We start from the raw sequence: 24,517 nt of genomic DNA, 5'->3' as shown, positions 1-24,517 counted from the left end.
ACGCTGATTCGCGTCGGCAAGCCGGCCAGGTCGGCCGTCGGCCGAGCCGTCCGCCGTCCCCGATAATCGTCCGAGTGAAAACGACGACTGCGCAACCCTCCTCCTCGACCAGCGACTTCTCCGGGCATACACCCATGATGTCGCAATATTTGGGCCTCAAGGCGAACCATCCGGACACGCTGCTGTTCTACCGGATGGGCGATTTCTACGAGCTGTTCTGGGCCGATGCCGAAAAGGCCGCGCGCCTGCTCGACATCACGCTCACCCAGCGCGGCCAGTCGGCCGGACAGCCGGTGGTGATGTGCGGCGTGCCCTTCCACGCGGTCGATACGTACCTGGCGCGACTCATCAAGCTGGGCGAATCGGTCGCCATCTGCGAGCAGGTGGGCGAGGTCGGCGCCAGCAAGGGGCCGGTCGAGCGCAAGGTGGTGCGGGTGGTCACACCCGGCACGCTGACCGACTCGGAACTGCTCAACGACAAGAGCGAATCGCTGCTGCTCGCGGTGCATGCGGGCACTCGTAACTTCTGCGGGCTGGCCTGGCTCAGCGTGACGGGGGCCGAGCTGCGGCTGGCCGAGTGCCCGGCCGACGCGCTCGAAGCCTGGATCGCGCGCATTGCGCCGAGCGAACTGCTCTACAGCGCCGAGGTCACGCCGGCCTTCGAGCAACGCCTGAAGGCCGCGCGCTCCGCGACGCCCTTCACGCTTTCAATCCGCCCGGCGTGGCAGTTCGACGGCGGGCTGGGCGAACGCAAGCTCAGCGAGCAGATGGGCAGCAACAGCCTGGCCGCCTGGAACGCCGAATCACTAACCAACGCGCATGCCGCGGCCGCCGCGCTGCTGGGCTATGCCGAGCACACGCAGGGCCGCGCCCTCTCGCACGTGCAGCGCCTTTCGGTCGAACGCGACGGCGACCTGATCGAGCTGCCGCCGACCACGCGGCGCAACCTGGAGCTGGTGCAGACGCTGCGCGGCGAAGACTCGCCGACGATGTTCTCGCTGCTCGACACCTGCATGACGGGCATGGGCAGCCGCCTCTTGAAGCGATGGCTGCTCTCGCCCCGGCGCGACCGCAGCGAGGCGCAGGCGCGGCTCGAAGCCATCGCCGCACTGCAGTCCACGGTGCTGGGCGGCACGGCCGCACCCTGGCGCTCGCTGCGCGAGCAGCTCAAGAACACGAGCGACGTGGAACGTATCGCGGCGCGCATTGCCCTCCGGCAAGTGCGCCCGCGCGAACTGCTGGCACTGCGCCTGGCGCTGGCCAAGGCCGAGCAGCTAGCGCCGCTTCTGCCCGCATCGGCCGCGCTGCTCGACAGGATTGCCGAACGGCTGGCGCCGCCGCCGGGCTGCGCCGATCTGCTGGTGAGCGCCATCAAGCCCGATCCATCAGCCCTGGTGCGCGACGGCGGCGTGATCGCAACAGGCCATGATGCCGAACTCGACGAGCTGCGCGCCATCAGCGAGAACTGCGACGACTTTTTGCTGAAGCTCGAGATCAGCGAACGCGAGCGCACCGGCATCAGCAACCTGCGGGTGCAGTTCAATCGCGTGCACGGCTTCTACATCGAGGTGACGCAAAGCGCGCTCTCCAAGGTGCCAGACAACTACCGCCGCCGCCAGACGCTGAAGAACGCCGAGCGCTTCATCACGCCCGAGCTCAAGGCTTTCGAAGACAAGGCACTGAGCGCGCAAGACCGCGCCCTCGCCCGCGAGAAATGGCTTTACGAACAGCTGCTCGATGCGCTGCAACCCTCGGTGCCGGCGCTCACGCAACTGGCCGGCGCCATTGCAACGCTCGATGCGCTCTGCGCGCTCGCGGAGCGCTCCCACACGCTGCACTGGCGCGCGCCGAGCTTCGTGTCGCACCCCTGCATCGAGATCCAGCAAGGCCGCCACCCGGTGGTGGAAGCGCGGCTGGCCGAAAAGTCGTCGGGCGGCTTCATTGCGAACGACACGCAGCTGGGCCCGCAGCAGCGCATGCAGATCATCACCGGCCCCAACATGGGCGGTAAGTCCACTTACATGCGTCAAGTGGCCATCATCGTGCTCTTGGCTTCCATCGGGTCGCACGTGCCGGCGGCGGCCTGCCGGCTCGGGCCCATCGACGCGATCCACACCCGCATTGGCGCGGCGGACGACCTGGCCAATGCGCAGTCGACTTTCATGCTCGAGATGACCGAGGCCGCGCAAATCTTGCACAGCGCCACGGCGCAATCGCTGGTGCTGATGGATGAAATCGGCCGCGGCACCAGCACCTTCGACGGCCTGGCGCTGGCGGCCGGCATCGCGGCCCAGCTGCACGACCGCAGCAAGGCCTTCACGCTCTTTGCCACTCACTACTTCGAGCTGACCGAGTTTCCGGCCACGCACCACTGCGCCGTGAACATGCACGTGAGCGCCACCGAAGCCGGCCGCGACATCGTCTTTTTGCACGAGATGCAGCCCGGCCCGGCCAGCAAGAGCTACGGCATCCAGGTGGCGCGGCTCGCCGGCATGCCCGCCGCTGTGGTCAACCATGCGCGGCAGGCGCTGGAGGCACTTGAATCGCAGCATGCGCAAACTCGTGCACAGGTCGACCTGTTCGCACCGCCGCCCGCGACCGAAACACCCATGGCCAGCGCCGTAGAATCCGCGCTGGCTGCGCTTGATCCCGACACCATGAGCCCGCGCGAAGCCCTCGACGCGCTCTATGCCCTCCAAAAACTGAACACGCTTGAACGCAGTGCCGCCGGCTGACCGGGCCTGATTCATGCGAGACGAACTCATGACTTACTGCGTAGGCATCAAACTCAACGCCGGCCTGGTGTTTCTTTCCGACTCGCGGACCAACGCGGGCGTGGACCACATCAGCACCTTCCGCAAGATGATCGTCTACGAGCAGCCGGGCGACCGCGTCATGGTGCTGCTGTCGGCGGGCAACCTGAGCATCTCCCAGTCGGTGCGCGAAATCCTGCAGATCGAGGAACTGCGCGAAACCCGCGAAGACGGCACCCAGGGCGACCCCATCACCATCTGGAACGCCAAGAGCATGTTCGATGCCGCGCGCGTGCTCGGCTCGGCCGTGCGCCACGTGTACGACCGCGACGCCGAGGCGCTCAAGCATGCGGGCCTCGACTTCAACGTGTCCTTCATCTTCGGGGGGCAGGTCAAGGGAGAAGGCATGCGCCTGTTCCTGGTCTACGCGGCCGGCAACTTCATCGAGGCGACCACCGAGACGCCCTACTTCCAGGTCGGCGAATCGAAATACGGCAAGCCCGTGCTCGACCGAGTGCTCACGCCCGAAACCCCGCTCGACGAAGCAGCCAAGTGCGCGCTGGTGTCGATGGACTCGACCATGAAGTCGAACCTTTCGGTCGGCCTGCCGCTCGACCTGGTGGTGTACGAGGCCAACAAGCTCGAGACCGATCGCGTGATCTGCATCGATGCCGACAACCCCTACTACCGCATGATGCACAACAGCTGGGGCCAGAAGCTGCGCGAGGTGTTCGACAGCATCGAAGACCCGGTGTGGGACGACGCCGCCACGGAACATCCGCTGAAGATGCCCGCCACGCGCCACAGCCCGCTGCGCAAGATTTCGACGCCCGACGAAAAGTTGATCTAGGCAAGGCCGAACGCGGCCATGGTGATGCCCCCTGTCGTTTTCTCGCACGGCAACAGTTTCCCTGCGAGCACTTATCGCGTCGTTCTCGACAGCCTGCGCAACCGCGGCTTCGAAGTCGACGCCATCGAGAAGTTCGGCCACGACCCGAAGTACCCGGTCACCGACAACTGGCCGCATCTGGTGCAGCAGCTGGCCGACTTTGCCCGGCAGCTCGCCGACCGCGCCGGCGGGCCGGTGTTTTTGGTCGGCCATTCGTTCGGCGGATTCCTGAGCCTGATGTGCGCGGCCATGCATCCGGCGCTCGCCCGCGGCGTAGTGCTGCTCGACTCCCCCGTGCTCGGCGGCTGGCGTGCCAACACGCTGAACCTGGTCAAGCGCACCCCGCTGATGAAGACCGTGTCGCCCGGCGCCGTGAGCCGCCGGCGCAAGAACCGCTGGGCACACCGCGAGGAAGTGTTCGAGCACTTTCGCGGCAAGAAGGCCTTTTCCAAGTGGGACGAGCAGGTGCTGCACGACTACATCGACCACGGCACTTTCGACAGCGAGGACACCCGCGAGTTGAGCTTCGATCGCAACGTGGAAACCGCGATCTACAACACCCTGCCCCACAACCTCAGCACCCTGTTGCGACGCAATCCGCTCAAGTGCAAGGTGGCTTTCATCGGCGGTCGCCAGTCGGCCGAGATGAAGCAGGTCGGCATGAAGATGACCCAGCACGTCACCAAAGGCCGCATTGCCATGCTCGATGGCACGCACCTGTTCCCCATGGAAAAACCGCTGGCCACTGCCGCGGCCATCGAGGCGGCGCTGCGCAACCTGGCAGGCTGAGGCTGGCCGCGGGCGGCCCGCACCTTGGGCAGCTGTCAACTCCGGGACAAACCACTTGATACATTGTGCAATGATCGGTAACAATTACGGAAAATAAGTAAAAACGTCCCAGTTTTGCTGGTCACCGATACAGAATGCTGCACAAATGCCAACTTCCCTTTCGGAAGCCGTCGAAGCCATCTCCCTGAGCCCGCCGCTCGTGGTCGAAAACGATCGGGCCATGCAGGAGCGTTTGCACTACGTTTTGTCGATGCTGGGATGCGACGAGCCGGAGATCGCGTGGACCGATGACGACGCGGTGGCCATGAAATTGCTCGAGAGCAAGCGTTTCGGGGTCGCGCTGGTGGACATTGGCCTGCCGGACGGGCGTGGGATCGAACTCATCGAATGGCTGCGAGTCCACCATCCGCAGGTTCCCGCCGTGGCAATTTCCGCCTCGCCGCGGACCGAGGAAACCATTTTTTCGGCATTGCGCGCGGGGGCCGTGGCCTATCTGCTCAAGGAGCGCGACGATCTCGAACTGAGCATCGGGCTGCGCAGCATCGAACAAGGTGGCGCGCCCATCGACGCTGGCATTGCCCGGCGGGTTCTCGCGTGGTACGCGCAGCACGCCAGCGATCTGCGGTCCAAGCCCGAGGCCACGCTGACTCTGCGCGAGCGCAACATGCTGGAGCTGGTGGTGCAAGGAATGACGCACCGCGATATCGCCGAGACGCTCTCGACGCCCCGGCTGTTGGTGGAACGCCGAACCCGGAACATCTACAAAAAGCTGGCGCTCGGTGCACGGGCAGCATCGCCGCAGCCCCTGCGTAGCGCATCCGTTCAGCTTCGCTGAGGCAGTCGACTTCGCGGCGCTGCTGCGCCGCATGACGTTTTCTTTTTTCTACTACTCTGCCCAGACCACCGTGCCGGTCCACGCCGTGGCCAGCACCACGATGCCGAATGCGATCCGGTACCAGGCAAAGGGAATGAAGTCGTGCGTGCTGATGTACTTCAGCAGCCAGCGCACGCAAAGCCACGCGCTCACGAACGAGAACACCAGGCCCACGGAGAACAGCGGAACGTCGGCCATCGAGAGCAGCGCGCGTTCCTTGTAGAGGCTGTAGGCACCGGCGCCGATCAGCGTCGGAATGGCCAGGAAGAACGAAAAATCCGTGGCGGCCTGGCGCGACAGGCCGAGCAGCATGCCGCCGATGATGGTCGAGCCGCTCCGGCTGGTGCCCGGGATCATCGCAAAGCACTGCACCAGGCCGACCTTGAGGGCGTCCCACACCGTCATGTCGTCGACGTGCTCGACGCGAATCGAGCCCGGCGGCCGCTTCTCGGCCCACAGAATGATGAAGCCGCCGATGATGAAGGTGCTGGCCACCACCACGGGCGTGAAAAGCTGCTCCTTGATCATCTTGCCGAAGATCAGGCCGAGCACCACGGCGGGGATGAAGCCGATGATCACATTGAGCGCAAGACGCCTTGCCTTCGCTTGCCGCGGCAACGCAACCACCGTGGAATGGATCTTCTGCCAGTACACCAGGATCACCGCGAAGATCGCACCGGTCTGAATGGCAATGTCGAACACCTTGGCCTTGGCGTCGTCGAAGCCGAGCAACGAGCCTGCAAGAATCAGATGTCCGGTCGACGAGATGGGCAGAAACTCGGTCAACCCCTCGACGACGCCCATGACGGCGGCCTTCACCAGCAAAACGATGTCCACGCTTACTCCTTTAAAGAGCGTCAATTATGGCGAGGCATCGAGTCAGGCCAGGTTCAGCTGCCCCCCGGCCGTTGGGGGCCTTATCGAAGGACTTGACCGGCGCGCAGCCGCAAGGCCCGCACCGCGCTGTCGACCGTGGTGAGCACGGGCAGGCCGCTCGCCTGCATGCAGGCGTCGCGTGCGCGCGCCATGCTGAACTGCGCGAGCGCAATGCGCGTGCAGCCGCGCTCGCGCAGCGTCACGGCCTGCGCAGCGATCAACGCATCGTGCCGCTCCGTGTCGCCGGCATTCAATGCATCGAGTGCGCCTTCGGCCAGCGCGGGTTCGAGTTCAATGCCCGTTGGAAATTCTGGCGGCATCGACACCAGCGTGGCCGCGAAAGTCGCGATGAGGCCGAGCTTGCCCTGCCCTTGCGCAGCTTCAGCGACCATGGCCTCGTTGGGCTTGAGCACCGGAATGCCCGCATGCCGCCGCGCCACTGCCTCGATGCAGGGCCCGAAGGCCGAACAGGTGAAGAGAATGCCCTCTGCACCAGTGTCGACCGCGTACTGCGCGAGCCGCTGGAATCGCTCGTGCATGGCGGCGTCGAGGCCGCGCCCACCGCGCGCAAGATCGGCCGACAGGCTATCGTCCAGCAGGTTCATGCGCACGGCTTCGGGCCAGTCGCGTTCGAAAGCGGCGTTGATGGGCGCGACCGAATGCGAAAGCGCGTGGATCAGTGCGATGCGGGTCATGAGGGAACGGCGGTCAGATGCCCTTCGAAGACGGATTGGCGAAAGCCTCTTTCGTCTCGGCGTTGAGCGGGTAGTTGATGTTGATGCCCTTGGGCGGAATTGGCGACATGAACCACTTGCCGTAGAGCTTCTCCATCTCGCCGGACTTCATCATGCCCGACACCACGCGGTCCACCAGCGCCTTGAAGGCCGGGTCGTCCTTGCGGAACATGAGCGACTGGTTCTCGGTGCGCAGGCTCTCACCGGTGATGATGAAGTCCTTCGGGTTGCGCGCATTCGCGATCTGCCCGGCCAGCAGGATGTCGTCGAGCACGAAGGCCTGCGCCCTTCCGCTTTCCACCAGCAGGAACGAGTCGCTGTGGTCCTTGCCGCCGAGGTTGTTCACCTCGAGATTGCGGCCCTTGTCGGCTTCGCGCAGCAGGCGGAACGAGGTGGTGCCGGTGGTGGTGACCACCGTCTTGCCCTGCAGGTCGGCAATGCTCCTGATGCCCGAATCGGCCTTGACCAGCATGCGCACGTTGTAGCGGAAGATGTCGGGCGAAAACGCCACCTGCTTCTGGCGCTCGACCAGGTTGGTGGTGGAGCCGCACTCGATGTCGACCGTGCCGTTCTGCACCAGCGGAATGCGGTTGGCCGAGGTCACGGCCTGGTACTTGATCTCGATCGCCGGCAGCTTGAGCTCGCTCTTCACCGCTTCGACGATGCGGTTGCAGATCTCGATGCTGTAGCCCACGGGCTTCAGGTTGCCATCGAGGTACGAGAAGCCGAACGACGACTCGCGGTAGCCGAAGGTGATGGCGCCGCTTGCCTTGATCTTGGCGAGCGTGTCGTTGTTGTCCTGGGACTGTGCGGCCGTGTGCGGCAACAACAGGGCGAAGGCTACCGCGAGAGCGGCAGCACCGAAGGGAATCGGCAGACGACGCTTGGGCATGGAAGCGCTCCTCGGGAACGGCGGTTGAAGAAAACGGCGAAAGAAGATCGAAAGTGATCAGCGGGCGGCGGCACTCGTCACCGCGTCGATCGAAGCAGCGAGGCGGGCGGCGATTTCCCGCAGGTCTTGCCGCGTTGCGATGAACGGCGGCGCCAGCAGCACGTGGTCGCCCTGCCGGCCATCGACCGTGCCGCCGAAGGGGTAGCACAGCAGGCCGCGCGCCATGACGTCCTTCTTGATGGCTGCGTTGACCCGCATGGCCGGATCGAACGGCGCCTTGCTCGCGCGGTCGGCCACCAGCTCAATGCCCCAGAAGAAGCCGCGGCCGCGGATGTCGCCCACGTGCGCGTGGCTGCCGAGCGCATCGGACAGCATGGCGCCGAAAGCCGCGCCGTCTTCGCGCACCTTGGCGACCAGGCCGTCGCGCCGGATCACCTGCTGCACCGCGAGCGCCGCCGCGCAGGCCATCGGATGGCCGAGGTAGGTATGGCCATGCTGGAAGAAGCCGCTGCCCTTCGACATGGCCTCGACGACCTTGCCCTGCGCCAGCACCGCGCCGATCGGCTGGTAACCGCCGCCCAGGCCCTTGGCGATGGTCATCAGGTCGGGCACCACGCCCTCTTGTTCGCAGGCGTGCAGCGTGCCGGTGCGCCCCATGCCGCACATCACCTCGTCCAGGATCAGCAGCACGCCGTATTTGTCGCACACCGCGCGCACGGCCTTGAAGTAGCCCGCCACGGGCGTGAGCACGCCGGCCGTGGCGCCGCCCACCGTTTCGGCCACGAAGGCGATGACGCGATCGGCGCCTTGCGCCAGGATGGCAGCTTCGAGTTCGGCCGCAAGGCGCAGGCCGTATTGCTCGGCGCTTTCATCGGCCCGCTGCTCGCGATAGGGGTAGCACGGCGCCACATGCGTGGCCGGCACGAGGATGGGCGCGAATGGCTCGCGCCGCCATGCATTGCCGCCCACGGCCAGTGCGCCCAGCGTGTTGCCGTGATAACTCTGGCGGCGCGCGATGAAGTGCGTGCGCCGCGGCTGGCCGATCTCGACGAAATATTGCCGCGCCATCTTGAGCGCCGCCTCGACCGCTTCGGACCCGCCACTCACCAGGTACGCATGGCTCATGCCCTCAGGGGCGGAAGCGATCAGCTCGTCGGCCAATTGCTCGGCCACTTCGCTCGTGAAGAAGCTGGTGTGCGCGTAGGCCAGCTTGTCGATCTGCGCGTGCATGGCGGCCAGCACCTCGGGGTGCGCATGGCCGAGCGACGACACGGCCGCGCCGCCGGATGCGTCGAGGTATTCGCGGCCTTCGGCGTCGCGGATGAACATGCCGCCGGAGCCGGCGGCAACGGGGGGAGTGTGGCGAAGGTGGCGATGGAAGACGTGCGTCATGGCGGCTGGGCGGCAGTGGATGGCGGATGCGTGTTTGGAACCAACGTTTCCGCCGGATTATTATTTGGAACATTTGTTCCGTCAACTGTTCCATCGTTCCATGTCCGGTACATTCGTTCCAACGACCGCCAGAAAAGAGACACCGCCATGGGCGCCAAAGAACAGATCCGCCAGCGTTTCAACGAGTTGAGCCCGGCCCTGCAGCAGGTTGCGCGCTACGTGCTCGACCATCCCAACGAGGTGGTGACCGCATCGATGCGCAACGTGGGCACGCGCGCGCAGAGCACGCCCGCCACGCTGGTGCGTTTTGCGCAGCACCTGGGCTATGCGGGCTGGCCGCAACTCAAGGAAGCCTTTGCCGGCGACATGGGCCTGGGCAGCGAAACCTATGGCGGGCGGGCCAAGCAACTCATCGGCCGCGCGCAGGACCGAAGCCTGACGGCCGAGATGTTCGAGGTGCAGCGCCGCAACCTCGAGGCCACGCACCAGCAGAGCGAGCAGGCGCTGCAAAAGGCCTGTGCGCTGATCGAGAAGGCGCCGGCCGTGCATGCGGCGGGTTTCAGGGCGTGCTTTCCGATCGCGTTCTCGTTCGTCTACGTGTATCGGCTCTTCCGCGCCAGCGTGCACCTGGTCGACGGCCAGGGCGGCTCGCTCGAAATGCAGCAGCGCGCCTTTGCCAAGGGCGATGCACTGGTGGTGGCCAGCTTCATGCCCTACTCGCGCGAGGCGCTTCAGGTGGCAGAGGCGGCCAAGGCGGCCGGTTGCCGCATCGTGGCCATCACCGACAGCGTGACGTCGCCGCTGTCGCTGCTGGCGGACGAAACGCTGCTTTTCACGATCAACAGCCCCTCATTCTTTCCCTCGGTGGCGGCGGGGGTTGCCGTGACCGAGGCGCTGGTCGAACTGCTCGCAAGCCGCGCAGGTAAGCCGGTAATCCGGCGCATCGATCAGGCCGAGGCGCAGCTGTTCGAATCGGGCGCCTACCTGTTGCCGCCGATGCCGCGAAAAAATTAGAACGCCGCCTCGAATCGGATGCTGCGGCGCCGCATCCCGGAACCCCGGCGCCAAGGTTCAGTCGAACGACTGTCGCGGCTGTGTGTCGCGACAGGAGGTAATGACCATGAAGCAGGTGAAACATTGGCAAGACCCAGTCAGCGTCGCGCTCGGTGCGTGGCTGATCATCTCGCCTTGGGTCCTGGGGTTCCAGGACGTCACTTACGCGATGTGGAGCGCAGTGGCGACAGGCATCGTGCTCGGCGCGGTGGCGCTAGGGGCGACCCTGGTACCGCGTGCCTGGGAAGAGTGGACAGAAGGCGCCATCGCCATCTGGTTGGCCGTCTCGCCCTGGGTGCTCGGCTTTGCCACCGTCGAGAAAGCGATGGTGAATGCGGTGCTCGTGGCGGCGGCAATCCTGGTGCTTGCGCTCTGGGTGCTGGTGACCGACAAGGACTACCTCGGCGGGTCGATGGACCGTCACGCGCACTGAGCGCATGACCGTTATCGCGGCGTGAAGGAAGAACGGCTCCGCGCGCAACTCGCGCCGGGGCTGAGGAGATGGGCAGACGCCCATCTCGCGCACAGCCAGTCCGCTCCGCTTAGCGGAGAGGGATGGGCTGTTGCCAGCCGCCGCCAAGGGCCTGAATGAGCGCCACTGCGGCGGTCTGGCGATTCACCTGCAGCTGCACCAGCGTGCGCCGCGCGCTGAGGGCGGCTGCCTGCGCCGTGACCACCTCGGTGTAGCTGACCTGGGCCGCGCGGTAGCGATTGAGCAGTTGCTGCTCGGTCTTGTCGGCGGCGGCCGAAGCCTCGCGCCGCAGGCCCTCCTGCTGCGCGAGCGCGGCGCCTGCCGTCAACTGGTCTTCCACCGCCTGGAACGCCGTGAGAACAGCCTGCCGGTAGCGTGCCACGCTGGCATCGTGGGCTGCCTTGGCCGAGTCGACGCTTGCGCCGATGGCGCCCGCATCGAACACCACCTGCGCCACCGAGAGGCCGAGCGCCCACAGCGTGTTGGATGCGTTGAACAGGTCTTTCACGCGGCTCGCGCTGCTGCCCACCGACGCGCTGAGCCCGAAGTTCGGGAAGTACGCCGACCGCGCAATGCCGATCTGCGCATTGGCCGCTGCCACCGCGCGCTCCGCTGCGGCAATGTCGGGCCGGCGCTGCAGCAGCGTGGAAGGCACGCCGGTGGGGATGCCGGGCACGGTCGGTGTCCACTGCGCGGCCGGCAGGCTGAAGTCGGCAGGCGCCACGCCCACCAGCATGGCAATGGCGTGCTCCAGCGTGGTGCGGGTGCGCTGCAGGCCCACGCGCTCGGCCTGCGCGGTCACCAGTTGGGTCTGCGCCTGCAGCACGTCGGTCTGGGCCGCAATGCCGGCCTTGTAGCGGTTGCTCGTGATCTCGAAGGCGCGCTGGTAGCCCTCGATGGTCTGGTCGAGCAGCACGATCTCGGCGTCGGCTTCGCGCAGCGAAAAATAATTGGTGGCCAGGTCGCCGATGGCCGACAGGCGCGCCGACGCCAGGTCGGCCTCGCTGGCCTGTGCATTCGCCTGTGCGCTGGTCACGGCCTGCCGCAGCCGGCCCCACACGTCGGGTGCCCAGTCGACCCCCAACGTGGCGGAAAAGGCGTTGGACGCATTGCTGCTGCCGCCGATGTTGCCGCTTCGCCGGCCGCTGCCATCGAGCGAAACCGTGGGAAACAGCGCGGCGCGCTCTCCCCGCACCAGGGCCTGCGCCTGCGCGTAGTTGGCCACGGCCGCGGCAATGTTCTGGTTCGACACCTGCACCCTGGCGGCCAGCTCGTCGAGCGTGGCATCGCCGAAGAGCTTCCACCAGTCGCCGCGGTCGAGCGCATCGGCCGGGGCCGCGGGCAGCCAGCCCTCGGCGGTCTTCTGCTCCTTCCACCCGGCGGGCATGGCCGAGCTTGGCACCTGGTATGCAGGGCCTACGGCGCAGCCGGCCACCATGGCCGCGAAGGCGAGCGCGGACAGCGAAGGGATGCGGGTGCGATGTGTCATGGCAATGGATTCATTTTCTCGGAGGCCGGGAACACCGCGGAACCGGCTTTGCCGGGCCGCCGGTGTTGCCCCCTTGAGGGGGAGTCGAGCTACACGAAGTGAGCGAGGGACGGGGGTGGGTTTCATACAGGCGAGCCCGCGGCGCGGCTCAGGTGCCGCTCGTTGCCGGAGCGCCGGCGCAGCTTGTCGAGCAGCACGTAGACCACCGGCGTGGTCAGCAGGGTGAGCAGCTGGCTCGCCACCAGGCCGCCGATGATCGCCACGCCCAGCGGCTGGCGCAGCTCGGCGCCCTGGCCGAAGCCGATGGCCAGCGGCAGCGCGCCCAGCGCGGCGGCCAGCGTGGTCATGAGAATCGGCCGGAAACGCAGCAGGCAGGCCTCGCGCACCGCTTCCACGGCCGAGATGCCGCGCGCGCGCTCGGCCTCGAGCGCGAAGTCGATGATCAGAATCGCGTTTTTCTTGACGATGCCGATCAGGAGGAAGAGCCCGATCAGCGCAATGATCGAAAAATCCATGCGGAACAGCAGCAGCGCGAGCACCGCGCCCACGCCCGCCGAAGGCAGCGTGGTCAGCACCGTGATCGGGTGAATCAGGCTTTCGTAGAGGATGCCCAGCACGATGTAGATGACGACGATCGCCGCCAGGATGAGCGCCAACTGCTGACCCTGAGATTGCTGCGCCGCCAGCGCCGTGCCCTGGAAGCTGCCGCGCACGTTCACGGGCATGGCAATGTCGGCCTCGGCTTGCGCGACGATGCGCCGCGCATCCTGCAGCGTGACGCCCTCATCCAGGTTGAAAGACACGGTGCTCGAAAGCTCCGTGTCCTGGTGGTCAATGGAGCTCGGCACCGCGCGCTCGCTGACCTTGGCAATGGCCGAGAGCGGCACCATCAGCGTGGTGTTCGCAGCCAGCGCCTGGCCAGTTGACGCGGTACGCAGCGCCGGGTTGGCCGACGTGGTGGTCGAGGTGCCGGTGGTCGCGTCGGTGGTGTTGGCGAGCGAACTCACGACGGTGGCGCCGCTTGCGGTGGTGCTGGTGGTGAGCGTCGAGGGTACGTACAGGTCCTTCAGCACCACGGGCGCGCGCTGGTAGCGTGGGGCCCATTCCATGATCACCGAATACTGGTTGAGCTCGTCGTAGATGGTGGCGACCGAGCGCTGCCCGTAGGCGTTGTAGAGCGCGTTGTCGACTGCGCTCGACGTCACGCCGAGCCGCGCGGCGCTTTCGCGGTTGACGTCGACGTAGGTCTCCACGCCGTTGTCCGCCTGGTCGCTGTCGACATCGGTCAGCGCCGTTTCCTGGCGCAGCCGGTCGGCCAGCTTGGCGGTCCAGGTACGCAGATCGGCCAGGTTGTCGCCCTTCAGCGTGTACTGGTAGGTGGAGTTGCTCGAACGCCCGCCCATGCGCAAGTCTTGCACCGGGCTCAGGAACACGCGCAGGCCGGTCAGCTGGTTGAGCTGCGGCCGCAGCCGGTTGACGACCGCCGCGGTCTTTTCGGTGCGCTGCGACATCGGCTTGAGGTTGACGAACATGAAGCCGCCGCCCGAGCGGCTGCCGCCCGCGAAGCCCACCACGGTGTCGACCGCCGGGTCCTTGTGAATGATGTCGACCGCCTGGCGCAGTTTTTCGCTCAGTGCCACGGATGAAATGCTCTGGTCCGCGCGCAAGCCGGCATTGAGCTGGCCGTTGTCCTGCTCGGGAAAGTAGCCCTTGGGAATCGCGGAGAACAGGTACACGTTGAGTCCGATGACTGCCAGCAGCACCACCATGACCACGGCCTTGCTCGCGAGCGCCCAGTCGAGGCTGTGGGCATAGGTGCGCAGGCTCCACTGGTAGACGCCTTCCGCCATGCGCGCCAGGCGCCCCGGCGGCTTGGCATCGGGCTGCTCGGCCCGCAGCAGCATGGCGCACAGCATGGGCGTGGTGGTGAGCGAGATCACCAGAGAGATCAGCACCGCCACCGACAGCGTGACCGCGAATTCGCGGAACAGGCGGCCGATCTGCCCGTCCATGAACAGCAGCGGAATGAACACCGCCACCAGCGACAGGCTGATCGACAGCACGGTGAAGCCCACCTCGCGCGCGCCGCGCAGGGCCGCCTCGATGCGGTCCACGCCGGCCTCGATGTGGCGGCTGGTGTTCTCGAGCACCACGATGGCGTCGTCCACCACGAAGCCGGTGGCCACCGTCAGCGCCATCAGGCTCAGGTTGTTCAGGCTGTAGCCCAGCAGGTGCATCACGCCGAAGGTGCCGAGCAGCGACACCACCGTGGCCACGGCCGGAATGATGGTGGCACGCGCACGGCGCAGGAAGAGGCCCACCACCAGCACCACCAGCGCGATGGAGATCATCAGCGTAGCCTCGATCTCGCGCAGCGAGGCGCGGATGGAGTTGGTGCGGTCGGAGGCCACCTGCACCTCGATGTCCTGCGGCAGCTGCGCCCGTAATTCGGGCAACAGCTCGCGCAGGCCGTCCACCGTCTGGATGATGTTGGCGCCGGGCTCCTGCGTGACCAGCACGACCACCGCCGGCTGGCCGTTGAAGAGACCCAGGGTGCGCGTGTTCTCCACGCTGTCGATCACCCGCGCGACGTCGCCCAGCCGCACGGCCGCGCCGTTGCGCCATGCGATCACCATGTCGCGGTACTCCACGGCATGGCGGCCCGGCGAGGGCGTGTAGATCTGCAGCCGGCGCTCGTCGTTCTCGATCGCGCCCTTGGGACGGTTGGCGTTGTTGGCCTGGATGGCGGCGCGCACGTCTTCGCTGCTGATGCCGTAGCGGTTGAGCGAAAAGGGCTCGAGCTCCACCCGCACTGCCGGCAGCGAGCCGCCGCCGATCTCGACTTCGCCCACGCCCTCCACCTGCGAGACCTTCTGGCTCACGATGTTGGACACGGCCTCGTAGATCTGGCCCGGCGTGCGCGTCTTGGACGTGAGCGCCAGGATCGCGATGGGCGCGGCCGTCGGATTGCGCTTGCGGTAGGTCGGGTTGCTGCGCAAAGTGGCCGGCAGATCGGCCCGCGCCGCGTTGATGGCCGCCTGCACCTCGCGCGCGGCGCTGTCGATGTTGCGCTTGAGGTCGAACTGGAGGCTGATGCGGGTCGAGCCGTTCGAGCTGGTCGAGGTGAGCTCGTTGACCCCCGCAATCACGCCCAGCCGCCGCTCCAGCGGCGTGGCCACGCTCGATGCCATGGTGCTCGGGCTCGCGCCCGAGAGGCTGGCCGTCACCGAGATGGTGGGAAAGTCGACCTGCGGCAACGGAGACACAGGCAGCACGAAGAACCCGGCGATCCCGGCCAACGCGATGCCGACGGTCAAGAGGACCGTGGCGATCGGGCGTTCGACGAAAGGCCTGGAGAGGTTCATTCGGCCACAACCTCCCGCTTGCGTCCGAACCGGCGGCCCATGCGGTCGAAGGCCAGGTACACCACCGGTGTGGTGAATAGCGTGAGCACCTGGCTCACCACCAGCCCCCCGAAGATCGCCAGGCCCAGCGGCCGGCGCAGCTCGGCGCCCTCGCCCCAGCCGAACATCAGCGGCAGCGCCGCGAAAAGCGCCGCCAGCGTGGTCATCAAAATGGGCCTGAAGCGCAGCAGCGCCGCCTGGTGAATGGCCTCCTGCGGCGACTTGCCTTCGCGCCGCTCGGCGTCGATGGCAAAGTCGATCATCATGATCGCGTTTTTCTTCACGATGCCGATCAAGAGGATGATGCCGATGATGCCGATCACGCCCAGGTCGTTGCCGGTGACCATGAGCGCGAGCAGCGCGCCCACGCCGGCCGAAGGCAGCGTCGAAAGAATCGTCAGCGGATGGATGTAGCTCTCATACAGAACGCCCAGCACGATGTACACGCACACCACCGCCGCAAGGATGAGCCACAGCTGGTTGGACAGCGACTTTTCGTAAGCGCCCGCCGCACCCAGGAAGGTCATGGTCATGCTCGACGGCATGCCGATTTCCTTGGCCGCCGCGCGAATGGCCGCCACCGATTTTCCGAGCGCCACGTTCTCCGCCGTGTCAAAGCCCACGGTGGCCGCCGGGTACTGCGCCACGTGCGTCACCTGCAGCGGCGCCGGCTGCTCGCGCACGGTGGCAAACGACGACAGCGTGGTGGCGCCGCCGCTGCCGGTGCGCAACTGCAGGTTGCCCAGCAATTGCGGCGAAGCCAGGGCTTCGCGCTGCGCTTCCAGGATCACCCGGTACTGGTTGGTTTCGGTGAAGATGGTGGAGACTATGCGCTGGCCGAAGGCGCTGTAGAGCGTGTCGTCCACCGAGCTGGCCGTGACGGAGAGGCGCGAGGCCGTGTTGCGGTCGATGTCCACGTAAGCTGCCAAGCCCTGCGCACCCGCCGTGGTGGTGGGATTGCGCACCAGCGGTTCGGAGCGAAGGCGTTCCACCAGCTTCTGCGCCCAGGTATCGACGGTCTTGGTGTCCACCCCTTCGAGCGAGACGCGGAATTCGGTCGGGCCGGTTTCGGCGTCGATGGTCAAGTCTTGCGTCGGCTGCAAGTACAACGTGACGCCGGCCACGGCACGCACCCGCTCGCGCAGGCGCTGCATGGTGGCTTCCTGGTTGCCGCGGTCAGCGCGCATGTTGATGAGCATGCTGCCAGTGTTGAGCGCCGTGTTGTTGGCGGCGTCTACGCCCACCACCGAGCTCACGCTGGCCACTTCGGGGTCGGCCAGGATAGCCTTGGCGGCTTGCTGCTGCAGCTCGGCCATGCGCGTGTACGACACATCCTGCGACGCCTCGATGCGCGCCTGCAGCTGCCCGGTGTCCTGCGTCGGAAACAGGCCCTTCGGAATCACCACGTAGAGCAGCACCGTGAGTGCCAGCGTGGCCACCGCGACGATGAGCGTCAGCGGCTGATGGCGCAACACCCATTGCAGCCACACGTCGTAGCGAGAAATCACGCGGTCGAAGAAGCGCTGAACGCTGGCACCGAAGCGTCCGCCCTCTTCGGCCTGCGGTTTGAGCCAGCGCGCCGACATCATTGGCACCAGCGTGAGCGACACCACGGCGGAAATCAGGATGGTGATGGCCAGCGTGACGGCAAACTCGCGGAACAGCCGACCCACCACGTCGCCCATGAACAGCAGCGGAATGAGCACTGCGATGAGCGACACCGTGAGCGAGATGATGGTGAAGCCAATCTGCGTGGCACCCTTGAGCGCAGCCTTGAACGGCGGCTCGCCCTCTTCCAGGTAGCGCGCAATGTTCTCGATCATCACAATCGCATCGTCCACCACGAAGCCCGTGGCAATGGTCAGCGCCATCAGGCTCAGGTTGTTGAGGCTGTAGCCGAGCAGGTACATCAGCCCGCAGGTGCCGATGAGCGAGATCGGCACCGCCAGGCTCGCGATGATCGTGGCGCGCACGCTGTGCAGGAAGAAGAAGATCACCAGCACCACCATCACCACGGCCAGCCCGAGTTCGAGCTGCACGTGCGAAACCGAAGCGCGGATGCCGGTGGTACGGTCGCTCAGCACCTCGACCTTGAGCGAGCCCGGGAGCGAGGCCTGCAGTTCGGGCAACTGCTTCTTGATGGCGTCGACCGTGCCAATGACGTTCGCGCCCGGCTGGCGCTGCACATTCAGGATGATGGCCGGATAGAGCGTGGCCGGCTGCTCGCCGGCACGCAGTGCGGCCCAGGCCCCCAGCTGCGTGTTCTCGGCGCCGTCGACCACGCGCGCCACGTCGGTCATCCGCACCGGTGCGCCGTTTTTCCACGCGACGATGAGGTTCTTGTAGTCGTCCGCCGTCACGAGCTGGTCGTTGGCGTTGATGGTGTAGGCCCGCCGCGGGCCGTCGAAGCTGCCCTTGGCGCTGTTGGCGTTGGCCGCGGTGATGGCGCTGCGCAGCGTGTCAAGGCCAATGCCCACCGACGCGAGCGCGTTGGTGTCGGCCTGGATGCGCACGGCCGGGCGCTGCCCGCCCGAAAGCGACACCAGCCCCACGCCGCTGACCTGGCTGATCTTCTGCGCGAGCCGCGTGTTCACGAGGTTCTGCACCTCGGTAAGCGGCATGGTCTCGGAGCTCACGGCCAAAGTCAGGATGGGCGCGTCGGCCGGGTTCACCTTGGCGTACACGGGCGGCGCCGGCAAGTCGGCCGGCAGCAGCGAGCTGCCCGCGTTGATGGCGGCCTGCACCTGCTGCTCGGCCACGTCCAGCGTCTGGTCGAGGGCGAACTGCAGGGTGACGATGGAGACGCCCGCCGAGCTCACCGAGCTCATGCGGTTGAGGCCCGCCATCTGGCCGAACTGGCGCTCGAGCGGGGCCGTCACGGTGCGGCCCATGACCTCGGGGCTGCCGCCGGGGTAGAGCGTCTGCACCTGGATGGTCGGGTAGTCGACCTGCGGCAGCGCGGCCAGCGGCAGCAGCCGCAGGCCGACGAGGCCGGCCAGCACGATGGCCACCATCAGCAGCGCCGTGGCCACCGGCCGTTCGATAAAAGGGCGGGAGGGGCTCATCGCGGACGCGCTCGCTGTTTCCGTGTGGTGTTGTGGTTGCTCGTCATTGCGGCGGGCGCTGGCGCCGCCGCTCTCCACCGCCTTCGCCGCGTTCTCCACGCTCGCCGCGTGCGCCGCGCGGACCCGAAGCCGCACCGCGCGGGCCGGAAGCACCGCCGCGCGGACCTGCCGCGGGCCGGTCGCCCTGCAGCTGCACGGCCGACCCGTCCTTGATGCGGTCGCCGCCTTCGGTCACCACGTTCTCGCCGACACGCAGGCCCGAGGTGATGGCCACCACCTCGGCATTGGCCTCGCCGCGCTTCACCGGCCGCGTCGACACCTTGCGGTCTTCGTCGATCACGTAGACATAGTCGCCATTGGGGCCCGTGCGTACGGCCGTCACGGGAACCACCACCGCCCGCACCTTGCGCAGCAGCATCTGCACATTGACGAACTGGCTCGGGAACAACGTGGTCTCTGCATTGCCGAAGCGGGCCTTGGCCTTCACCGTGCCGGTGGTGGTGTCGACCAGGTTGTCGAGCGTGGAGAAAGTCCCGATGTCGAGCGTTACCGCGCGGGTGCGGTCGAACGCGGTGACCGACAGCGGCTCACCCTTGGCGAGCTGTGCCTGGATATCAGGCACCCGGTCTTGCGGCACCGAGAACTGCACGTCGATCGGGTTCATCTGCGTGATGACCGCAATGCCCGTGGTCGCATTGGCCGTGACGGTGTTGCCCGCGTCCACGGCACGCAGGCCGATGCGGCCGGCCACCGGCGAAGTGATGCGGGTGTAGTCGAGGTTCAGCTTGGCGGCGGCCTCGGCGGCCAGGTCGGTGGTGACCGTGCCTTCGAGCTGGCGGACCAGCGCGGCCTGGGTGTCGACGTCTTGCCGCGCGATGGAATCCTGCCCCAGCAGCGTGCGGTAGCGCGCCAGCGTGACGCGCGCGGCCTCGAGCTGCGCCTCGTCGCGCTGGCGGGTGCCGCGAGCCTGCATCAGCGCCTGCTCGTAGGGCCGGGGATCGATGCGCGCGAGCAGTTGGTTCTTGGCAACGGTCTGCCCTTCGGTAAAGAGAACCTCGGTCAGCACGCCGCCCACCTGCGCCTTGAGCGTGATCGTTGCCAACGGCGTGACCGTGCCTAGCGCATCGATGGTGACCGGAAGCTCGATTTCGCGCGCCGCCGCATGGCCGACCGTGACGGTCGCACCGCCGAAGCCCGGGCCGCCTGTGGGGCTGGTCTTGCGGTTGATGAGATACCAGGCGCCGCCTCCCAGCGCGAGCAGCAACAGCAGCGCGATCAGGCTGCCGAGCCAGAGCTTGCGGCGCGAGGGCGGCCGGGGCGGCGGAGACGAGGAAGGTTGTGTTGCCGGTTGAACAGCAGGCGAATCGCCGGAAGAAGGCTCGGAGTTCGGAGATTCCATGTGTGATGTGGCAGTGCGCAAGTACGGCCGCTAGTGGAGCGCTGCATCGTAGCGCGCCTGTCTTATGAACCGTAAAGCGCCGGTAAAGCTGCGGCGAACGGCCCGTTTCGCGCCAATCCCCTGCGCTTGGCGCCGCAAGCCCGCATTTCGTCGCAGACCCGTGGCGGCTGTGTGGGAGCGCCGGCACAGTCCACCCCATCGAATCACCTCTTGTTGGAGAAACACCATGCTGCTGCAAATCATTCTTCACACCCCGAAGTGGGTCTTCGCCGTTTTCGTGCTGCTCGTGTGGCTGGGCTGCAAGCAGCTGATGTCCGGCAGTATCAGCCTGGCCAAGGTGACGGTGATGCCGATTGCCATGACCGGGCTGTCGCTGGCCGGCGTGATCTCTGCCTTTGGAGATTCGCCCGGCGCCCTGCTTGGCTGGGCCGTGGCGGCCGCCGCGTTGGTGCTGGTGGTCGTGCAGCAGCCCCTGCCCGCCAGCACGCGCTACGACCGGGCCGCACGCGAGTTCCATTTGGCTGGCAGCGCGATACCGCTGGTGCTGATGATGGGCATCTTCTTCACAAAGTACGTGGTGGGCGTGGCCTTGGCCATGCACCCCGAACTGCGCCAGCAGGCCAGCTTCTCCGTGGCCGTCCCCATGCTTTACGGCGCCTTCAGCGGCATTTTTGCGGCGCGGGCCGTCAGGCTCTGGAAGCTGGCCATCCGTACCGACGCCATGGCCGTGGCAGCCCGCGCGGCCTAAGATCCTGCCGGCGCACATTCCAGGAACCACCATGACCGTGCTCTTGCTGATCCTCCAGATTGCCGTCACGGTGGTGCTCGCCGCTTCCATTGCCGAGGCGCTGGTGCTGTCGTGGCGCAACGGCTGGAGCAGCTACGACTGGAAGGCTGCCGGCGTTTCCGTGGTCGATTTTCTGGTGCGCGAATACCCGCTGCGCTGGCTGCTCCCGATGGCCTTCTGGAGCGGCGCCATGGACTGGTTCTGGAACCACCGCCTCTTCACGCTGCCCATGGGCCACTGGAGCGGCTGGGTCGCCTGCTTCATCGGCCAGGAGTTCTGCTACTACTGGTACCACCGCGCCGCGCACCGTGTGCGCTGGTTCTGGTGCACGCATGCCATCCATCATTCGCCGAACCAGCTGAACCTGTCGGCCGCCTACCGCTTCGGCTGGACGGGCCGGCTCACCGGCACGCTCGCTTTCTTCATGCTCGCGCCGCTGCTGGGCATGCCGCCGAAGGTGATTTTGCTGATGCTCACGCTGAACCTTCTGTACCAGTTCTGGATTCACGCCACCTGGATTCCGAAGCTGGGGCCGCTGGAATGGGTGCTCAACACGCCGTCGGCCCACCGCGTGCACCACGCCTCGAACCTGGAATACCTGGACGGCAACTACGGCGGCGTGCTGATCGTCTTCGATCGCCTGTTCGGCACCTATATTCCGGAGCGCGCCGATCTTCCCTGCCGCTATGGGCTGGTGAAGCCGATGGAGTCCAACAACATCTTCGAAATCGAATTCACCCATTGGCGCGCACTGCTGCGCGACCTCCGTGCGTCACGCTCGGCGCGGGCTTTCGTCGGCTACCTTGTCATGCCGCCGGGCTGGCGGCCCGACGGGCCGGGCGAAACGACCGAGGAACTGCGCGAGCGGGCAGCTCTGCGGCCGCCGCCACCATTGCCCGCCGCCACCGATCTCATTCCTGTCCAATTGAAGGAGCTGTCATGAATACCGCTGCATCCAATTCGAACCCCTCTCACTCCGACGTCGAGCGACTTGCCCGCCGCCGGGCCGGTGCCAAGATGGGCTGGTACATCCATGCCTTCGTCTACGTTCTGGTCAACCTCGGGCTGGTGGCGCTCTCCGCATCGCGCGGCCATAGCTGGGCGGTGTATCCGCTCATGGGCTGGGGCCTGGGCCTGCTCATCCACGGCGCCGTGATCTGGTTCGTTGCGCCTGGCGGCAACTTCTACGACCGGCTGGTGGAGCGCGAACGGCGCGCGCTGCGCTCTGGGGAGCGCGGATGAGCGGAGCGCAACGCCCTAGGGTGCACCGATGAGTGTTGACGCGCTCCCTCGCTTCCGTGCGGAGAACGTACGGGGCATGCTTCGGCATGGCCTGATCACCGTCGTCTTCTGCTGCTTCATTGCCGCCGCGCTGGCCATCACGCAGCACGGGGAGTGGGGTGCGCAGATGGTGTATTCGCTCTCCATCGGGCTGATCAGCTGGCTCTTCATCGACGTGGGCCGGCTGCTGATCAGCGGCCACCAGGAAATTCTGTGGCCGTCCGGCCCTTGGGGTTATCTGCTGATAGCGGGCGGTGTGGCGGTCGGCTTTCTGGGAGGCAATGCCATCGGCGATGCATGGACGAACCAGCCACTGCTCGACTTTCGCAGCTTCACACAGCGCAAGCTTGCGACCACCATCATCATCACGCTGACGGCCACGGTTTGCATGTGCTTTTTCTTCTACAGCCTCGGCCGTACCAAGCACATGCGCCGCCAGATCGAACTTGCGCAGCGCAATGCGACCGAAGCGCGGCTCAAGCTGCTCGAAACCCAGCTCGAGCCGCACATGCTGTTCAACACACTGGCCAACCTGCGCGTGCTGATCGCAACCGATCCGCCCCGTGCCATTGCCATGCTCGACCGGCTCAACAACTACCTGCGCATGACCCTCAGCGGCTCGCGCGCGCTGGCGCATCCGCTTTCGGCGGAATTCGAACGGCTGGCCGACTACCTCGAGCTGATGTCCGTGCGCATGGGCGAGCGCTTGCGCTACACGCTCGACCTGCCGGAGGATCTGCGCGACACGCCCGTGCCGCCGCTGCTGCTGCAGCCGCTGGTGGAAAACAGCATCCGCCATGGACTCGAACCCAAGGTCGAAGGTGGGCGCGTCGCCGTGCGGGCGCACCAGGACGCCGGCCGGCTGGTCATCGAGGTGAGCGACACCGGCATTGGCCTCGATGCGGACCGGCCTGCTGCCGAAGGCACCGGCTTCGGGCTAGCGCAGGTCCGTGAACGACTCGCCTCCGTGTATGGCGACCAGGGCCAAATGAGCCTTGCTGCCGAGCCCGGGGGCGGTACCCGCACCATCATCAGTTTTCCCTTGCCCCCACGCGCATGAACCCCACCGCCCTCATTGCCGAAGACGAGCCCCTGCTTGCCCAGGCGCTCAAGGCCGAACTGGCCGCTGCATGGCCCGAACTGCAGGTGCTTGCAACCATCGGCGACGGCCGCGGCGCCGTCCGCGAGGCGCTCCGCCTGCTGCCGCAGGTGCTGTTTTTCGACATTCGCATGCCGGGCCTCGATGGCCTGGGCGCTGCCGCCGAACTGGCCGACAGCTGGCCGACCGACGAGGCGCCCATGCCGCAGCTCGTATTCGTGACCGCCTACGACGAATACGCCGCCCGCGCCTTTGAAACCCAAGCCATCGACTACGTGCTCAAGCCGGTTCAGCCCGAACGCCTGCGTAAGACCGTGCTGCGGCTGCAGCAGGCCTTGACCGCGCAGCAGCCGTCGAAACCGGCCCTGGCCGCAGCTGACGAAATGCTGGAGCAAACCCTTGCCCAGTGGCGCCAGGTGCTTGCGGCCGCGTCGGGCGGCGCGCAGCCACCGGCCGCCGCCCCGCTGCGCATGGTTGCAGCCAGCGACGCGGGCGGCAGCACCGTGCGCATGGTGCCGATCGACGAGGTGCTGTATTTCGAGGCGGCCGACAAATACATCCGCGTGCTTACCGCCCAGCATGAGTACCTGATTCGCACGCCGCTGAAGCAGCTGCTGACCCAGCTGGAACCGGAAGTCTTCTGGCAGGTGCACCGCGCCGTGGTGGTGCGTAGCTCGGCCATCGAGGCTGTGCACCGCGATGAGGCGGGCAAGCTGCACTTGGACTTGCGCGGCCGGCCCGAAAAAATCCCGGTCAGCCGGCTTTACGCACACCTGTTTCGCGCCATGTGAAATCCAAAGGCTCCGAACACGCATAAAAAAGCCGATCCCAAGGGATCGGCTTTTAGTTTGGCGAACGGCGCCGGGGCCGCTTAACGCCAGTGGCGATGGCCGTGGTGGTAGCCACGCGGACCGTAGTAGCGCGGCGCATAGTAGGCCGGCGGCGCGTAGTACACCGGGGCCGGACGGTAGTAAACCGGCGGCGGCGGACGGTAATAAACCGGTGGCGGCGCGTCGTAATACACCGGCGCAGGGGCTGCATAGACCGGTGCCGGGTAGTAGGCCGGAGCGCCCACGCCCACTGCCACGCCTGGCAGACCCACGCCAACCGACCAGCTCACGTCGCCGCGGGCACTGGCCGAAGTGGCCGCAAACAATGCACCGGCTGCCACGACACTCGCGGCGGCCCATTTGAAGAAGGTTGAACGTGTGAGGCTCATGATCTTGGACTCCTGGTTGGGGCGTTTACCGCCCATGTATGTATTGAACG

General features: G+C 66.5%; 20 protein-coding genes. 11 read left to right on the top strand and 9 right to left on the bottom strand.

The genetic code is table 11. The features are described 5' to 3' along the window. Positions 1-134 precede the first annotated feature (134 nt). The 4 genes from mutS (at position 135) to J2X92_RS15370 (ending at position 5,266) form a co-directional block, all read left to right on the top strand. Positions 135-2,735: a DNA mismatch repair protein MutS gene (gene mutS / locus J2X92_RS15385; RefSeq protein ID WP_307576830.1), complete on the top strand. Its 2,601-nt coding sequence runs from the start codon at positions 135-137 to the stop codon at positions 2,733-2,735. A gap of 28 nt (positions 2,736-2,763) precedes the next feature. After that, complete coding sequence (locus tag J2X92_RS15380) at positions 2,764-3,603, top strand: proteasome-type protease (protein WP_307576920.1); 840 nt, start codon at positions 2,764-2,766, stop codon at positions 3,601-3,603. Between the two features lie 18 nt (positions 3,604-3,621). Further along, positions 3,622-4,431: an alpha/beta hydrolase gene (locus J2X92_RS15375; RefSeq protein ID WP_307576829.1), complete on the top strand. Its 810-nt coding sequence runs from the start codon at positions 3,622-3,624 to the stop codon at positions 4,429-4,431. A gap of 145 nt (positions 4,432-4,576) precedes the next feature. Beyond that, a complete protein-coding gene (locus J2X92_RS15370; RefSeq protein WP_307576828.1) occupies positions 4,577-5,266 on the top strand; it encodes a response regulator transcription factor in 690 nt (229 codons plus the stop codon). 51 nt (positions 5,267-5,317) lie between these two features. Here the strand turns inward: J2X92_RS15370 and J2X92_RS15365 are convergent, their stop codons facing one another. The 4 genes from J2X92_RS15365 to J2X92_RS15350 all read right to left on the bottom strand — a co-directional run bounded on the left by J2X92_RS15365 (position 5,318) and on the right by J2X92_RS15350 (position 9,199). Continuing rightward, positions 5,318-6,142: an undecaprenyl-diphosphate phosphatase gene (locus J2X92_RS15365; RefSeq protein WP_307576827.1), complete on the bottom strand. Its 825-nt coding sequence runs from the start codon at positions 6,140-6,142 to the stop codon at positions 5,318-5,320. Positions 6,143-6,222: 80 nt separating this feature from the next. Continuing rightward, positions 6,223-6,876, bottom strand: coding sequence for an aspartate/glutamate racemase family protein (locus J2X92_RS15360; protein WP_307576826.1), 654 nt, complete (start codon positions 6,874-6,876; stop codon positions 6,223-6,225). Between the two features lie 13 nt (positions 6,877-6,889). Continuing rightward, entirely contained in the window at positions 6,890-7,807 is a 918-nt protein-coding gene (locus tag J2X92_RS15355) for an amino acid ABC transporter substrate-binding protein (protein ID WP_307576825.1), read from the bottom strand. Positions 7,808-7,864: 57 nt separating this feature from the next. Further along, positions 7,865-9,199, bottom strand: a complete 1,335-nt coding sequence (locus J2X92_RS15350; protein WP_307576824.1) for an aspartate aminotransferase family protein — start codon at positions 9,197-9,199, stop codon at positions 7,865-7,867. Between the two features lie 147 nt (positions 9,200-9,346). Between J2X92_RS15350 and J2X92_RS15345 the strand changes: the two genes are divergently transcribed. Both J2X92_RS15345 and J2X92_RS15340 read left to right on the top strand, forming a co-directional pair. Next, positions 9,347-10,213: a MurR/RpiR family transcriptional regulator gene (locus J2X92_RS15345; protein ID WP_307576823.1), complete on the top strand. Its 867-nt coding sequence runs from the start codon at positions 9,347-9,349 to the stop codon at positions 10,211-10,213. A 106-nt stretch (positions 10,214-10,319) separates the two neighbouring features. Continuing rightward, positions 10,320-10,685 (top strand): SPW repeat protein, encoded by a 366-nt coding sequence (locus tag J2X92_RS15340; RefSeq protein WP_307576822.1) that lies wholly within the window; start codon positions 10,320-10,322, stop codon positions 10,683-10,685. A gap of 109 nt (positions 10,686-10,794) precedes the next feature. On the opposite strand, the gene J2X92_RS15335 is transcribed toward J2X92_RS15340, so the two are convergent. From J2X92_RS15335 to J2X92_RS15320, 4 genes are all read right to left on the bottom strand, one after another. Then, positions 10,795-12,213 carry an efflux transporter outer membrane subunit gene (locus J2X92_RS15335; protein WP_307576821.1) on the bottom strand — a complete coding sequence of 473 codons (1,419 nt, stop codon included), beginning with the start codon at positions 12,211-12,213 and terminating at the stop codon, positions 10,795-10,797. A 122-nt stretch (positions 12,214-12,335) separates the two neighbouring features. Then, positions 12,336-15,578 carry an efflux RND transporter permease subunit gene (locus J2X92_RS15330; protein WP_307576820.1) on the bottom strand — a complete coding sequence of 1,081 codons (3,243 nt, stop codon included), beginning with the start codon at positions 15,576-15,578 and terminating at the stop codon, positions 12,336-12,338. Further along, entirely contained in the window at positions 15,575-18,682 is a 3,108-nt protein-coding gene (locus J2X92_RS15325; RefSeq protein WP_307576819.1) for an efflux RND transporter permease subunit, read from the bottom strand. Before J2X92_RS15325 ends, J2X92_RS15330 begins: the two co-directional genes overlap by 4 nt. Before the next feature lie 43 nt (positions 18,683-18,725). Continuing rightward, positions 18,726-20,081, bottom strand: coding sequence for an efflux RND transporter periplasmic adaptor subunit (locus J2X92_RS15320; protein ID WP_307576818.1), 1,356 nt, complete (start codon positions 20,079-20,081; stop codon positions 18,726-18,728). Between the two features lie 226 nt (positions 20,082-20,307). Between J2X92_RS15320 and J2X92_RS15315 the strand changes: the two genes are divergently transcribed. Genes J2X92_RS15315 through J2X92_RS15295 form a run of 5 tightly spaced genes read left to right on the top strand, consistent with a single transcriptional unit; the run spans position 20,308 to position 24,039 of the window. Next, the gene (locus tag J2X92_RS15315; RefSeq protein ID WP_307576817.1) at positions 20,308-20,829 is read left to right on the top strand and encodes a DUF6622 family protein; all 522 of its coding nucleotides are present in this window, start codon (positions 20,308-20,310) and stop codon (positions 20,827-20,829) included. Between the two features lie 31 nt (positions 20,830-20,860). Further along, positions 20,861-21,811 carry a sterol desaturase family protein gene (locus J2X92_RS15310; protein WP_307576816.1) on the top strand — a complete coding sequence of 317 codons (951 nt, stop codon included), beginning with the start codon at positions 20,861-20,863 and terminating at the stop codon, positions 21,809-21,811. After that, on the top strand, positions 21,808-22,110 hold the full coding sequence (locus tag J2X92_RS15305) for a 2TM domain-containing protein (RefSeq protein ID WP_307576815.1): 303 nt from the start codon (positions 21,808-21,810) through the stop codon (positions 22,108-22,110). Before J2X92_RS15310 ends, J2X92_RS15305 begins: the two co-directional genes overlap by 4 nt. Before the next feature lie 28 nt (positions 22,111-22,138). After that, positions 22,139-23,209, top strand: a complete 1,071-nt coding sequence (locus J2X92_RS15300) for a sensor histidine kinase (protein ID WP_307576814.1) — start codon at positions 22,139-22,141, stop codon at positions 23,207-23,209. After that, positions 23,206-24,039, top strand: coding sequence for a LytR/AlgR family response regulator transcription factor (locus tag J2X92_RS15295; RefSeq protein ID WP_307576813.1), 834 nt, complete (start codon positions 23,206-23,208; stop codon positions 24,037-24,039). The genes J2X92_RS15300 and J2X92_RS15295 overlap by 4 nt, the downstream gene beginning before the upstream one ends. 80 nt (positions 24,040-24,119) lie before the next feature. Here J2X92_RS15295 and J2X92_RS15290 read toward each other — a convergent pair whose 3' ends face one another. Continuing rightward, positions 24,120-24,467: a hypothetical protein gene (locus J2X92_RS15290; protein WP_307576812.1), complete on the bottom strand. Its 348-nt coding sequence runs from the start codon at positions 24,465-24,467 to the stop codon at positions 24,120-24,122. Between the last annotated feature and the right edge of the window lie 50 nt (positions 24,468-24,517).

Source organism: Variovorax paradoxus (assembly GCF_030811855.1).
Taxonomy (GTDB): domain Bacteria; phylum Pseudomonadota; class Gammaproteobacteria; order Burkholderiales; family Burkholderiaceae_C; genus Variovorax; species Variovorax paradoxus_L.
Note: the sequence above shows the minus strand (reverse complement) of the source record. Positions and strands in the feature narration are given on the sequence as shown.